This window comes from Okibacterium fritillariae (assembly GCF_052783725.1).
Genome location: NZ_CP199917.1, coordinates 2788729 through 2802819 on the forward strand (window position 1 = coordinate 2788729; position 14091 = coordinate 2802819).

13 protein-coding genes and 1 pseudogene are annotated in these 14091 nt (G+C 69.1%); 12 read left to right on the top strand and 2 right to left on the bottom strand.

Going from position 1 to position 14091, the window contains the following annotated elements; all coding sequences use genetic code 11:
* Positions 1–144: 144 nt before the first annotated feature.
* The 6 genes from ACUWEX_RS12780 (at position 145) to ACUWEX_RS12805 (ending at position 5514) form a co-directional block, all read left to right on the top strand.
* Positions 145–1518 carry an MFS transporter gene (locus tag ACUWEX_RS12780; protein ID WP_445996483.1) on the top strand — a complete coding sequence of 458 codons (1374 nt, stop codon included), beginning with the start codon at positions 145–147 and terminating at the stop codon, positions 1516–1518.
* Positions 1519–1538: 20 nt separating this feature from the next.
* Positions 1539–2816: an ArgE/DapE family deacylase gene (locus tag ACUWEX_RS12785; RefSeq protein ID WP_445996484.1), complete on the top strand. Its 1278-nt coding sequence runs from the start codon at positions 1539–1541 to the stop codon at positions 2814–2816.
* Positions 2817–2983: 167 nt separating this feature from the next.
* A complete protein-coding gene (locus ACUWEX_RS12790; protein ID WP_445996485.1) occupies positions 2984–3931 on the top strand; it encodes an ice-binding family protein in 948 nt (315 codons plus the stop codon).
* A gap of 40 nt (positions 3932–3971) precedes the next feature.
* Positions 3972–4175 (top strand): hypothetical protein, encoded by a 204-nt coding sequence (locus ACUWEX_RS12795; protein ID WP_445996486.1) that lies wholly within the window; start codon positions 3972–3974, stop codon positions 4173–4175.
* A gap of 200 nt (positions 4176–4375) precedes the next feature.
* A complete protein-coding gene (locus ACUWEX_RS12800; RefSeq protein ID WP_445997645.1) occupies positions 4376–4891 on the top strand; it encodes an RNA polymerase sigma factor in 516 nt (171 codons plus the stop codon).
* Positions 4888–5514: a methylated-DNA--[protein]-cysteine S-methyltransferase gene (locus ACUWEX_RS12805; protein WP_445996487.1), complete on the top strand. Its 627-nt coding sequence runs from the start codon at positions 4888–4890 to the stop codon at positions 5512–5514. Before ACUWEX_RS12800 ends, ACUWEX_RS12805 begins: the two co-directional genes overlap by 4 nt.
* Before the next feature lie 55 nt (positions 5515–5569).
* On the opposite strand, the gene ACUWEX_RS12810 is transcribed toward ACUWEX_RS12805, so the two are convergent.
* On the bottom strand, positions 5570–5947 hold the full coding sequence (locus tag ACUWEX_RS12810) for a hypothetical protein (RefSeq protein WP_079728571.1): 378 nt from the start codon (positions 5945–5947) through the stop codon (positions 5570–5572).
* A gap of 136 nt (positions 5948–6083) precedes the next feature.
* On the opposite strand from ACUWEX_RS12810, the gene ACUWEX_RS12815 reads away from it, so the two are divergent.
* Positions 6084–7532 (top strand): amino acid permease, encoded by a 1449-nt coding sequence (locus ACUWEX_RS12815; RefSeq protein WP_445996488.1) that lies wholly within the window; start codon positions 6084–6086, stop codon positions 7530–7532.
* A gap of 211 nt (positions 7533–7743) precedes the next feature.
* Here ACUWEX_RS12815 and glsA read toward each other — a convergent pair.
* Positions 7744–8730 (bottom strand): annotated as a pseudogene (gene glsA / locus ACUWEX_RS12820) (glutaminase A); the annotation flags it as partial.
* A 248-nt stretch (positions 8731–8978) separates the two neighbouring features.
* Here glsA and alr point away from each other — a divergent pair.
* The 5 genes from alr to modA all read left to right on the top strand — a co-directional run bounded on the left by alr (position 8979) and on the right by modA (position 14017).
* The gene (gene alr / locus ACUWEX_RS12825) at positions 8979–10265 is read left to right on the top strand and encodes an alanine racemase (RefSeq protein ID WP_445996489.1); all 1287 of its coding nucleotides are present in this window, start codon (positions 8979–8981) and stop codon (positions 10263–10265) included.
* Positions 10252–11286 carry a D-alanine--D-alanine ligase gene (locus ACUWEX_RS12830; protein ID WP_445996490.1) on the top strand — a complete coding sequence of 345 codons (1035 nt, stop codon included), beginning with the start codon at positions 10252–10254 and terminating at the stop codon, positions 11284–11286. The genes alr and ACUWEX_RS12830 overlap by 14 nt, the downstream gene beginning before the upstream one ends.
* Positions 11287–11396: 110 nt before the next feature.
* Positions 11397–12629 carry a hypothetical protein gene (locus ACUWEX_RS12835; RefSeq protein ID WP_445996491.1) on the top strand — a complete coding sequence of 411 codons (1233 nt, stop codon included), beginning with the start codon at positions 11397–11399 and terminating at the stop codon, positions 12627–12629.
* 78 nt (positions 12630–12707) lie between these two features.
* Entirely contained in the window at positions 12708–13112 is a 405-nt protein-coding gene (locus ACUWEX_RS12840) for a TOBE domain-containing protein (protein WP_445996492.1), read from the top strand.
* A 74-nt stretch (positions 13113–13186) separates the two neighbouring features.
* Entirely contained in the window at positions 13187–14017 is an 831-nt protein-coding gene (modA, locus tag ACUWEX_RS12845) for a molybdate ABC transporter substrate-binding protein (RefSeq protein ID WP_445997646.1), read from the top strand.
* Positions 14018–14091: the final 74 nt, after the last annotated feature.

Here is a 14091-nt window from a genome sequence, read left to right on the forward strand (position 1 = left end):
TGCGCGCATCCATTGCCGCCACCCCTCGATACGCCCAGGATAGAGCGAAACGTCCGGCTCAGTCATCCGCTCTTCACGCGCCGTTCACCGCCACCGATGGAATTCCCCACAACATCGGTCCCTGTTTCTCACGGAGGGTTTCCCATGGACACGCCTACGCCCCACCCCGACTCATCGCGCAACACCCCCGGCACGACGGCCGCCGCGGCCCCCGCGACACCCGACCCAAGCCTCCCCACGGTCTCGGGCAGCGACGCCGCCCGCATCGCCCGCGCGGCCTTCGTGGGCACGGCCCTCGAGTGGTACGACTACTTCCTCTTCGGCACCGCCGCAGCCCTCGTCTTCAACCGCCTCTTCTTCACCGAGCTCGACGCCACGGCCGCCACCCTCGCGGCCTTCGCCACCTTCGGTGTCGGCTTCGCGGCCCGCCCGATCGGCGCCCTGCTCTTCGGCTACATCGGCGACAAATACGGGCGCCGCCCCGCGCTGCTCACGACCATCGTGATGATCGGATGCGCGACCGGGCTCATCGGCTTCCTGCCCGACTTCGGCTCCATCGGGCTGGCCGCGCCCATCATGCTCGCCGTCCTGCGGCTGTTGCAGGGCCTGGCCGTCGGCGGCGAATGGGGCGGAGCCGTGACCATCGCGGTCGAGCACGCACCGCTCGAGAAGCGCGGCCGGTTCGCGGCCCTCGTGCAGATCGGCTCACCCGTCGGCACGCTCGTCTCCTCGGGAGCCTTCGCGCTCGCGCTGCTGCTGCCGCCCGACGTCTTCGACGCGTGGGGCTGGCGTCTGCCGTTCCTCGCGGCCTTCCCGCTGCTCGGCGTGGCCCTCTACATCCGCCTGAAGGTCGAGGAATCCCCGATCTTCCAGGACCTCGTCAAGCAGGAACAGCGCTCCCGCATCCCCGCCGTCGACGTGTTCCGCAAGGCGGGCGGGCGGCTGCTCGTGGCCATCGCGGCCGCCATGCTGGGCGTCGGAGGCTTCTACATGATCACGACGTTCGTGGTCAGCTACGGCACCAACACCCTGGGCGTCGACCGCGGCGTCATGGTCAACGCGACGCTCGTGGCCGCGGCCTTCCAGATCGTCGTCACCGTTTTCGCCGGGCGCCTCGGCGAGAAGTTCGGCGCCGGCCGCATGACGGTTATCGGCGGGTTGCTCACGGCCGTCGCGGCGTTCCCGATGTTCTGGCTCATCGACACCAAGAACCCGCTGGCCATCATCGTGGCCGTCACGGTCGGCATCGCCATCGTCACGATCGCCTACGCCGTGACCGGTGCGCTGCTCACCGAGCTCTTCCCGCCCGAGCTGCGCTACTCCGGAGTGGCCCTCGGCTACAACATCGCGGGCGCGCTGACCGGGTTCCTGCCGCTCATCGCGACGGCGTTCCTCGCGGCATCCGGCAACGCCTCCTGGTCGGCCGCCCTCATCCTCATCGTCATCTCGCTCATCACCGTGCTGGGCGGCGCCCTCGGCGAGCGCCTGCGCATCACCGACAAAGCAATCGTCGAATAGTCAGTCAGTAAGGAACTCTCATGGATAACGCACGCACCGAACGCATCTGCCAGGCCGTCGACGACGCCTTCGACGCCCAGCTCGCGCTCACGCAGCAGCTCGTCACCCACCCGTCGCGCCGCACCCGGGAGGGGTCGGCCCAGGACCTGCTCTTCGCCGAGATGCAACGCCGCGGTTTCGACATGGACCGCTGGGAGCTGGACGCCGCGCAGCTGAGCGAGCACATCGGCTACGGCCCCAGCACCGTCTCGTACGAGGGCATGACCAACGTTGTCGGAACCTATCGGCCGGCCGAGACATCCGGGCGTTCGCTCATTCTCAACGGGCACGTCGACGTGGTGCCCGAGGGGCCCGAGCAGGTGTGGTCGCGTTCGCCGTGGGATGCGCCGATCATCGACGGCTGGCTTTACGGCCGTGGCAGCGGCGACATGAAGGCGGGCCTCGTGGCCAACCTGTTCGCGTTCGACGCCGTCGTCGCCGCCGGACTGCGGCCCGCGGCCCCCATCCACTTCCAGTCGGTCGTCGAGGAGGAGTGCACGGGCAACGGCTCGCTATCGGCGCTCCTGCGCGGCTATACGGCGGATGCGGTCATCATTCCCGAGCCCGAAGAGGACATGCTCGTGCGCGCCAACACGGGCGTCATCTGGATGACCGTGCGGGTGGCCGGCGAACCGACCCACCCTCGCGAAATGGCGTCGGGTTTCAACGCCATCGACGCGGCCCACCATGTCATGACGCAGCTGCGCCAGGTCGAGGAGCGGTGGAATGCCGAGAAGGGCTCGCACCCCTACTTCGAGGACCTCGAGCATCCCATCAACTTCAACCTGGGCACCATCTCAGGCGGCGACTGGCCCTCGAGCGTTCCCGCGTGGTGCGAGATCGAGGTGCGCGTGGCGCTCTACCCGGGCGTGACGGCCGAGGATGCCTGGGGCGAATTGACCGAGGCGCTCGCGGCGATCGGCACCGATCCGAACGGGCATCCGATCACGGCGACGGCCTCGCGCACGGGTTTCTACTCCGAGGGCTATGTTCTCGAAGAAGGCTCGGATGCCGAGGCCACCCTGGCTCGCGTGCACGAAACCGTCTTCGACACGAAGCTCGAATCGTTCACCACACCGGGCTACCTCGACGGTCGCGTCTTCACGCTCTACGGCAATACCCCGACGCTCGTTTACGGACCGATTTCCCAGGCCATCCATGGTTTCGACGAGCGCGTGGACATCGAATCGGTGCGCCGGATCACCAAGAGCATCGCGCTCTTCATCGCCGAATGGTGCGGCACGACGGATCATTCGTAGCGGCGGTGCGGGGCGGATTGGGCCCTTATCCTCAAAGCGTTGAATAGCCTGTTCAAGCTGGCAATATGCCCGGCTGTGGTTTGGCGGAGCCTGTGAGCGATAATCTGCGAACTACCTCACCTTGAGCTGTTGCACCCCCGCTCATTCGGGGGCGGATTGGGGTTCCCATGGGAACCGACACGCAGAAACACGCCACTATTCACCGCACCGGTCTTCGCCGGCGCCCGATCGGTCTGTTCGGGGGCGCGGCCCTAGCCGTCGCCGGCACGGCCGCACTCATCATCAACCTCGGCGCACCGGCGGCCTTCGCCGCCGAAGCCCCCGTCGGCCTCGGGGCCGTCGCCAGCTACTCGGTCCTGGGCGGCGAGACCGTGACCAACACGGGCCTCACGGTTCTCGACGGAGACCTCGGCACGACACCCGGCTCGGCCATCACGGGCTTCCCACCCGGCATCGTCGGCGGCACGACCCGCGTCGAGGCCGCAGCGGCCGACGCCAAAGCATCCCTGCTCGTCGCCTATGACGACGCCAGGAGCCGCGCCACCACCGCGAGCGTCGCGGGCGACCTCGTCGGCCAGACCCTCGTCGGCGGCGTCTACACCGCCTCCGGCCCCCTCGCGGTCTCGGGCACCCTGACGCTCGACGCACAGGGCGACCCCAACGCGGTCTTCATCTTCCAGGCCGCCAGCACGCTCATCACCGCGTCGAGCAGCCGCATCGCGCTTCTCGACGGCGCGTCGAGCTGCAACGTCTACTGGCAGGTCGCCGAGTCGGCCACGCTCGGCACGAACTCGCGCTTCACCGGCACCATCATGGCGCTGCAGTCGATCTCGGTGACCACCGGCACCCGCGTGGACGGCCGCGCGCTGGCCCGCAACGGGCAGGTCTCGCTGCAGTCCAACGTCTTCCAGTCGACGACGTGCGTCACGGCGCCGCTCATCGGCACGCCGACCGACACGGCAACACCTCCCGGAACGGGCACACCCACCGATGGCGGAACCGGCGGCCCCGGCACCCCGACCGACGGCGGAACGGGCGGACCGGGAACGCCGACCGACGGCGGAACGGGCGGACCCGGCACACCCACCGACGGCGGACCCGGCACCCCCCGGTAACGGCACCCCCGGCACCGGCACCCCCACCGACAACGGCGGCGTGCTGATCGTTCCGACCTCCACGCGCGGCCCGAACGGTGGCGGCAACGCAAACGGCAACTCGCCCGACTCGCTCGCCAACTCGGGTGCCGATTCGGCGGCCAACGGATGGATCGGCGTCACGGCCCTGGGCCTCGTCATCGGTGGCCTCGGCCTCGCCGGAGTCAGCCTGCGTCGCCGCGAGAACGCTCGCACGAAGGCGTAATCACCCATAGAGAACGGCCGTCCGCTCCCCCACGGAGTGCGGGCGGCCGTTTTCGTTTGCGCACACCGAGGCCGGGTACGCTCCACGTCGCTCGCTGCTCGTCTCCCGCTGCAAGCTGCTCATCTGGCGGCGCGCTACTGTCGTGAGAACGGCCCGCCCGCCGATCTCACGTTCGGGTGCGCCCGCGCGTCTTCCCCATGATGACAACGAAACCGCCTTTCGACAGGGTCGTGACCGAACACGGCGAGACGGTCCTGCGCGTCTGCCGCGCCGTGCTGGGTGCGCATACCGACGCGGACGACGCCTGGTCCGAGACGTTCCTCGCGGCCCTCGGGGCGTGGCCCGCGCTCCCCCTGTCGGCCAACGTCGAGGCGTGGCTCGTGACCATCGCGCATCGCAAGGCCATCGACATCACGCGCGCCCGCAGCCGCCACGCCATCCCCGTCGGCGACCTCCCCGAACGCGCGTCGACTCTCGGCATTCCGGATGCCGGTGACCTCGACCTCTGGGCAGCGCTCGCCACCCTGCCGCACAAACAACGCCTGGCGGTCGCCTACCACCACCTCGGCGGCCTCCCCTATCGCGACGTCGCCGAGCTCCTGGGCGGGTCGACGGATGCCGCACGCCGCGCCGCCGCCGACGGCATGACGTCCCTGCGCGCCATCCTCGTCGCCCCGCCTTCCCCCACCGATTTCCTATCTAAGGAGACCTCATGACCGAGCACGACCAGTCCGCTCGCCTCGATCCGCTCCCCGTCCCACCGACACCGCCCGCGCACCTCGACGCGTTGCGCGCCCGCCTGGCCGACGCGGCCGCCGACGCCGAGCTGCTCGACCTGGCGTTCCGCACGATCGACAGCCCCGTCGGCGACCTGCTGCTCGCGACATCCGCACAGGGTCTCGTGCGCGTCGCCTTCGCCAACGAGAACTTCGACGCCGTGCTCGACACGCTCGGAGCCGCAATCGGCCGACGCATCCTGAACGCCCCCGCCCGGCTGGACGCCCCGGCCCGCCAGCTCGACGACTATTTCGCGGGTCGCCGCACGGCCTTCGACCTCACCCTCGACCTGCGGCTCTCCGCCGGGTTCCGGCGGCTCGTGCAGCAACACCTGCCCGAGATCCCCTACGGCCGCACGGCGTCCTACAAGGAGATGGCAGCGCTCGTCGGCAATCCCGGAGCCGTGCGCGCGGTCGGCACGGCGTGCTCGACGAACCCGCTGCCCATCGTGGTTCCGTGCCACCGGGTCGTGCGCTCGGACGGCTCACTCGGCGGCTACATCGGCGGGTTCGCGGCCAAACAGGCGCTCCTCGACCTGGAACACGCGGCCGCACAGCCGTGATTCTGGTCCGCTGAGCGCGGTCACGAGACGGCTTCCGTCAAGCGCGAGCCCCGGCTCAGAAGCGCTCGGGTTCGGCCTTCGCCTCGTCGATCAGGTCCTCGAACATGACCAGCACGTCATACCGCCAGCGCAGCGGGATGTCGTGCAACGCGTCGCCGCGCCGGTCGATGTCGGTCAGCGCCGCCCAATCGAGCGCCGCATCGATCTCGTCCGGGAGCGAGGCATCCACGAAGGCCGCCTCGGCCTCGGAGAACGTCATAGTCTCTTCGATGTCCTCGTTGACGCCGTCCTGGCTTTCCAGCACGAATTGCTCGAGGTCTTCGAGCTCGTCGGCGTCGACCGCGGCGAGCGCCGCCAACGCCTGGTCATAGCTCACCAACTGGTCGGTTGGAAAAGCCCTCAGGTTGATCGTGCCATCGCTCGTGAGCCACATACTTCGAGCTTAGGCGGTCCCGCAGACGCGGCGCCCGACATCCGCTCGAGAGAGCCCCCACTGGCACCCGAACGGGGGCTATGCTTCGTGCAGGCGACTCAGAGTCGAGCCGCTTCCGCTGACACCGGGAGTACCCATGAGCACCAACGATCACTCGCAATCGATCATGCGCAAGAAGCCCATCGACGCGCCGGGCGACGAGTCCCAGGGCTCGAAGCTCTTCAAGAGCCTCGGCCTCTGGCAGCTCACCGCCATCGGCGTGGGCGGCATCATCGGCGTCGGCATCTTCTCGCTCGCCGGCCTCGTGGCGCACGGCAGCGACACCTCGGCCGCGGTCGGCCCCGGCGTGCTGTTCTCGTTCCTCATCGCGGGCCTCGCGTCGGCGGCCGCAGCCCTCTCCTACGCCGAGTTCGCGGGCATGATCCCGCGCGCCGGCTCGGCCTACACCTACGGTTACGTGGCCCTCGGCGAGATCATCGGATGGTTCATCGGCTGGGATCTGCTGCTCGAATACGTCGCCATCGTGGCGGTCGTCGCGATCGGCATCTCGGGCTACTTCGATGCGGCACTGTCGGGCATCGGCATCCATATGCCCGCGTGGATGACGTCGACCGCCGACGAGGGTAAGGGCGGCGTGATCAACCTGCCGGCCATCGTTGTGTGCCTGCTCGTGACCTTCATCCTGAGCCGCGGCACGAAGGCGTTCGGGCGGTTCGAGCTCGTCGCCGTGGCCATCAAGGTCGTGCTCATCCTGTTCATCATCGGGCTGGGCGTGTTCTATATCGACACCGCCAACTACAACCCGTTCCTGCCCAACGGCTTCGGGCCCGTGTTCGCGGGCGCCGCCACCGTGTTCTTCGCCGTGTTCGGCTACGACGCCATGTCGACGGCGGCCGAGGAGGCCAAGGACGGCAAGAAGCACATGCCGAAGGCCATCATCCTGTCGCTCGTCATCGCCATGCTGCTCTACGTGGCCGCCACGCTGGTGCTGACCGGCATGCAGAACTACACCGAGATCGACCCGACCGCCGGGTTCGCGTCAGCCTTCTCGAGCGTGGGGCTGCCCGTGATCGCGACGATCATCGCCGTCTTCGCCGTGCTCTCGATCCTCACCGTCATGCTCACGTTCCTGTTGGGCGTCACGCGCGTGTGGTTCTCGATGAGCCGCGACGGCCTGCTGCCCGGCTGGTTCGCCAAGACCGACCGTCGGGGTGTTCCGCAGCGCGTCACCTGGATCGCCGGAGCGGCCGCGGCCGTCCTCGCCGGCATCCTGCCCATCAAGCAGGTCGCCGATCTGACCAACATCGGCATCCTCGCCGCGTTCGTCGTCGTGTGCGTGGCCGTCATCGTGTTCCGCCGCACCAAGCCCGACGCCCCGCGCACGTTCCGTTTGCCCTGGATGCCCGTGGTGCCCGCCTTCGGCGTGCTCGCCTCAGGCTTCCTCATCTTGCAACTGCACTGGGAGACCTGGCTGCGGTTCGGCATCTGGCTCGTGATCGGCCTCATCATCTACTTCGCGTATGGCCGCCGCCACTCCCTCATGAATCCGGACAGCCCGAGGCACCAGGTGAATCAACGCTCGTAGACGTCCTTACGGCTCAGTCGAGGTCCGCCTTGACCTGATTCCAGGGCACGTTATCGCCCTCCTCGGCCATCGCATCGTCGAATGCCGCAGCGTCCTCGGCGTCCTCGCGCGCCGCCTCCTGGTCGGAGAGGTCGTGGGCCCGCTCGTCGATCTCCTCGCCGGACGCGTCGTCATCGTCGGCCGCTTCGGCGGTGGCCGTCATCGAGGCTTCGGCGAAGGCATCCGAGGCGAACACGTTCAGCCCCAGGGCACGGGACAGAAACGCCGTGGCCTGCTTGCCGCGCACACTGTTGCCGGCGTCGTCGAGCGGCGGCGAGAACACGCCGATGCCCGCCTTGCCGGGCGCGACCGTGACGATGCCGCCGGAGACCCCCGATTTGCCGGGGATTCCGACCTCGAACAGCCACTCGCCCGAGCGCTCGTAGAGGCCGTTCGCGGCGAGCACCGCCAGCGTGTCGCGGCACACGTGCGGCGCCACGACTCGCTCCTTCGTGATCGGGTTGACCCCGCCATCCGCCAGCGTCGCCCCCATGACGGCGAGGTCGCGGGCCGTCACGAGAAGCGAGCACTGCTTCGTATAGACGTCGACCACCTCGAGCGGATCCTTCTCGATGCGTCCATAGCTCTCGAGCAGGCGCGCGATGGCCTGGTTGCGCTGATTACCGGCGCGCTCCGAGCGATAGACGTCGTCGTCCAAGACCAGGTGGCGGCCCGCGAAAGCCGAGAGCCCCTTCCAGATCCAGCGCCACTGTTCGTCGCCCGTGCCGGGGGCGAGGGATGTCGTGGTCAGTGCCCCGGCGTTCACCATGGGGTTCATGGGGTGCCCGTCGTTGAGCTCGATCGCGACGACCGAGTTGAACGGCATGCCCGTGTTGTTCACGCCCACGCGCTCGTAGGTGGCGTCGTGCCCGAGCTCTTCGCAGACGAGCGCATAGACGAAGGCCTTCGAGATCGACTGGATCGAGAACGCGTGATCGGTGTCGCCCGCGTCGTGCGCATCGCCCGAGACGTCGACCACGGATACGCCGAAGAGGTTCGGGTCGGCATCGGCCAGCGCGGGGATGTAATCGGCGACGGACCCGCCTTCGAGCGATTGGTTCCTCTGGTGCGCCTCCTCCACGAACTCCTCGACGAGATCGGGCGCGGGCAGCGTGCCGGTCGAAACGCGTTCGGGAACGCCGTGCAGGTCGAATTTCATGCGGTCCTCTCCGGCACCGCGCGATCCACGGCCTGTGCACCCATTATCCCGGGCGCTCATGAACGGGCTCCCGCTGCCGACTCCCACTGCTGCGTGCTTCAGACCCGGTCGCCCCCAGCACGGGCCTTGGCCGATCGGCCGGGTCGCGGTCATCCTGCAGGACCGTTTCGCTCGAACGAAGGGGGCCCAAAGGCTGAGGCGCCCTCACGAACGCCTGCGTAGCGTCGGAGCGAGGGAAAAGGGGACCGATGCACACGACGGCAGAACTGACGGTGGATGCCGCAGCCATCGCCCACAACACGCGCCTGTTCAGCGAGCGCGCCGCGGGGCAGCTCATGGCCGTGCTCAAGGCCGACGGCTTCGGGCACGGCAGCCTCGCGCCCCTCGTGCTCGCGAACGGCGCCGACTGGTTGGGCGTGACGAGCATCGCCGAGGCGATGACCCTGCGCGCCGAAGCGCCCGCGGCCCCGCTCCTGAGTTGGCTCAACCCGCTCGACGCCGACTATGAGGCGGCTATCCGCGCCGACGTCGACCTGGCCGTGTCGAGCATGAGGCAGCTACGATTCGTGGCGGCCGCGGCATCCCGCGCCCGTCGGGCCGCCCGCGTGCACCTGCACCTTGACGTTGGCATGAACCGCGACGGTGCGCCGCGCGGTGAATGGGCGGCGCTGTGCGAGATGGCGCGGCTGTGGCAGGCCCAGGGGTCGATCGACGTGGTCGGTGTCATGGGGCATCTGTCGAGCGCCTCTGACCCGGCCTCGCCCGAGACCGACCGCGAGCGCATGATCTTCGACAACGGCGTGCGGGTGGCGCGCCGCCGCGGACTCTCGCCGAGGATTCGTCACTTGGCGGCGAGCGCCGCGACGCTCACCCGGCCGGACACGCACTATGAACTCAGCCGCGTGGGCGCCGGGCTCTACGGCATCGACCCGTCGCGCACGGTGGCGCTGCGACCGGCGCTCACGCTCACGGCCCCGGTCGTGTCGGTGCGGCGCGTTCCCCGCGGTTCGGGTGTCGGCTATGGGCACACCTACACGACGTCCTCCGAGACCACGCTCGCGCTCCTGCCGCTCGGTTACGGCGATGGTTTGCCGCGCACAGCCTCGGGCCGCGCCTTGGTGCAGCTGCGCGGCCGCCGCTACCCCGTCGTGGGCCTGTTCTCGATGGACCAGATCGTGGTGGATGTCGGCGACGACGGCATCCAGCCCGGCGAACGCGCCACGGTGTTCGGCCCGGGAACCTCCGGCGAACCGACCGTGGCCGAGTGGGCCGACTGGGCGGGCACGCTCGAACACGACATCGTCGTGGGCGTCGGTGCGCGCGTGCACCGGGTGGACCGGCGCACCATCCCGGCGGATGCGGCGGCATCTGCTGCCCTCCCGCAACCGACCGGCCTGCCGGAACCCATTGCGCCGCCGGAACCGAGTGGCCCACCGAAATCCCCGGCCGTGCCCGCCCTTGCCCGTTCGACTGATCGACCCGCCGGCAGCGACCGAGCCCTCCCCCGACGAAAGAAGAATTGTGCAGCGATCTGATCTGACCCCCGACGAACGCGTGCGCGTCTGCGTGATCGGCGGCGGCGCCTCCGGCGAACACGATGTCTCTCTGGCCTCGGCCGCAGGCGTCGCGGGGGCACTCGACCGTGAGCGGTATGACGTCTATCGCCTCACGATCGGCCGGGACGGCGGGTGGTTCGATGGTTCGGCCACTGACGAACGCTCGCGTCTGACGGCGGCCGAGGCGGTGGCGGGGCTCGAGGGGATGGATGTCGTGTTCCCCGCGCTGCACGGCGTGAACGGGGAGGACGGCACGATGGCGGCCCTCATGGGGGTGGTGCGGGTGCCTGTCGTGGGGGGAGGCATCCGCCCGGGCGCTCTGGCGATGGACAAATGGGTGACCAAACTCATCGCCGGGGCGCTCGGCATCGCGACCGCGCCCGCCGTCTACGTCGTCGGGGGCCGGGTCGTGGCGGGAGGCGGGGTGTCGTCTCCCGCCCTCACGGTAGCCGAGGGCGTCTCCGTCGCGGGCCTCACGTATCCCGTCGTCGTGAAACCGGTTGCGGCCGGGTCGAGTCACGGCGTGAGTGTTGTGGCCCAGGCATCCGACCTGCCGGCCGCTGTCGACGAAGCCCGCCGCCACGACGAACACGTGCTGATCGAACAGTTCGTCGAGGGCCGCGAGGTGGATGTCGCGGTACTCGAACACGCCGACGGCCACCGCACCATCGGCCCCGGGCTCGAGATCGCCGTCGACACGGGAGACGTCTTCGACACCGACCAGAAGTACGGCGGCCACGTGCCCTTCGTCATCCCGGCGCGCGTCACCGACCCCGAGCTCGAGGCCCTGCGCACGGCCGCCGACACCCTCTTCACGGCGCTTGGCTGCCGCGGCATCGCACGCTTCGACTTCTTCGTCACCCCCGGCGGCGTCCTCCTCAACGAGGTCAACACCATGCCCGGCTTCACCCCCGACTCGCAGGTGCCGAAGATGTTCGACGCCATCGGCATCCCCTACGCCACCCTCCTCGACGAACTCCTCACCACCGCCCGCGCCTGAGTCCTCGGACGCGAGGTCACCCGAGGGCGCACGTCACGTCGAGCGCAGGCCCGCGCATCCCGTATTTTTGAGGGAGGGCCGGTCGGGCCCGACGACCAGGGGGATGCTGCGTGACCACGTTCGCGGGCCAGAATACGACTCTCAACACCGCGCCACTGACGGCGCGCGTGAAGCGGCGCGATGTGCGGGCCTTCTACAAGAGGTTCGTGCAGGACTATCCGATCGCGCGGGCCCCCATGGCCCGGTTCCGGCGGTTCATCCTCGGCGTCGGCGTGTTCATCACGCCCTTCGGCGTGTTCGGCCTGCTCATCGGCTTCTTCGCCGAGCTGGCCGACGACGAGCCCGACAAGAACTCCGAGCTCGCCGGCATGTTCGGGTTCGGCATGCTGCTTCTCGTGGCCTTTTGCGTGATCCTGTGGGCGTGGCTGCGCCTGCGCGCGCGACGGGACACGCCCAAACGGCACTACCGCTTCACGTGGTTCGCGTTGGTCAACCGACTCGTCTACGTTCCGGGCCCCTTCGTCACGATGCATCTGACACCCTGGGCCGATCACGGGATTTTCCGCGTGGCGCGGGTCTTCCGCTCGACCGGGCCCCGACCCATCGAGATCGCGAACTACGAACTGCTGACGGGGGCGCAGGGCAGCCGCAACACGCAGTTCGGCGGCTACGCGGCCCTGCGTCTCGCGACGAGCCTTCCTCACATCGTGCTGCAGTCGCGGGGCCGCGGGTCTCGGCGCTTCTCGTTGGCGACCGTGCCGAGCGGCGCGCAGAAGCTGTCTCTCGAGGGTGATTTCGACGAACACTTCACCCTGTTCTGCCCGCGCGGCTACGAGCGGGATGCCCTTTACCTGTTCACCCCCGACGTGATGACGCGCCTCATGGACAACGTGCGCGGCTATGACGTCGAGATCATCGACGACTGGCTGTTCCTCGTGTCCACGCGCGACGTCGTCACGCTCTCCCCCGATCGCTGGGATGCCTTGACCGACGCCGTCGACGCCGTGAGCGCCAAGCTGACCCGCTGGGAACGCTGGCGCGACGACCGCCTCGGCGGCGAGAGCGGAATCGACCGGGCGCGCGCCCTGTCGACGGCCGGTCTGGCCGGGTCGAGCGCCGAGATCGAGGTCGACGTAGCTCGCCAGGCATCGCTTGCGGGGGCCGGCATGACGGCCATCCCGGGTGACCCGCGCCGGGCCGATCCGAGGACCGCTCAGCGCGGACAGGTGAGCAAGAAGGGCCGGCGCCTGCGCATGGGGTTCGGCATCGGGTCGCTGATCTGGATCGTGCCGACGGTGATCATCGGCGCAGCGCTCATCCTCGCCCAGGTGATTCCGAACTGATCCTTGCTGCCGGTGCGGGTCGAGGAACGTCGACCATGACCCTCGCGAAGCCGCATTTGCGAGACTAGGGTGGCTTTCATGACGCAGATACGGATTCGTGAAGCATCACAGTTTCTCGGCGTGAGCGACGACACGGTGCGCCGCTGGGTCGAGAGCGGCGCCCTCGAAAGCGAGAAGGATGCGTCGGGGCGCACCGTCGTCGACGGCCTGTCGCTGGCCCGACTGGCCCGCGAGAACGCCGTGCTGCCCGCCGACCCCTCCGAGATCGGCCGGTCGGCACGCAACCGTTTCGTCGGCATCGTGACCGACATCGTCATGGACACGGTCATGGCGCAGGTCGAGATCCAGGCCGGCCCACACCGTGTTGTGTCACTCATGAGCAGCGAGGCCGTGCGCGAACTGGGCCTCGAACTCGGCTCGGTGGCCATCGCCATCGTCAAGGCCACCAATGTCATCGTCGAGACGCCGGGGCGCAGCTCGTGAGTCGGCCTCAGCGCGACCGACCGCTGTTGCGCCAGGCCTTCGGGGGCAGGCCGAGCACAGCCGGCGCGCTGCGCATGGGTGAGCGGGGCACGGCCAGGCGCCGGCTCCGCGACATCGCGCTCGCGCTTGGCGTCGGCATGACGCTCGTGGCCGGAGTGGCGGCCTGTTCGTCTCCGTCCGATGGCGGGGCCGCGGCAGAAACCGGCGAATCGGATGGCTCGCGCGCAATCACCGGCGAGATAACCGTTTTTGCGGCCGCATCCCTCACGGGCACCTTCACCGAGCTGGCCTCGGATTTCGAGGCCGCCTACCCGGGCACCACGGTGACGCTGAACTTTGCGGGATCGTCCGACCTTGTCACGCAGATCGTCGAGGGCGCGCCCGCCGACGTGTTCGCGTCGGCCGACACGACGAACATGGCGAAGCTCGCCGACAGCGACCTGCTCGACGGCTCGAGCACAGACTTCGCGACCAACACCCTCGAGATCGCGGTGCCGTCCTCGAACCCGGCCAAGATCGCATCCCTCGACGACCTGGCTCGTGCCGGCGTGAAGACCGTTATCTGTGCGCCGCAGGTGCCCTGCGGATCGGCGACGGTGGCCATCGAGAAGGCCTCGGGCGTCCACATCCAGCCCGTCAGCGAAGAATCCTCGGTGACCGACGTTCTCGGCAAGGTGACGTCGGGAGAGGCCGACGCCGGCCTCGTCTATCTGACCGATGTACGTGCGGCGGGCGACACCGTCGTGGGCATCCCGTTCGACGAATCCGCCGAAGCCGTCAACACGTACCCAATCGCCACGTTGCGCGGCGCAAGTGAACCGGATGTCGCGCGCGCGTTCGTGGCCCACATCGCGAGCCCGGCCGGCCAGAAGGTACTGGCCGCCGCCGGATTCGGCGCCCCGTGAACCCGCCCGTGATGCTGAAGGCGATGCACGTGCGTCGGCGACCGCACCCACCTGCCGGTCGCGCGGCACGGCAT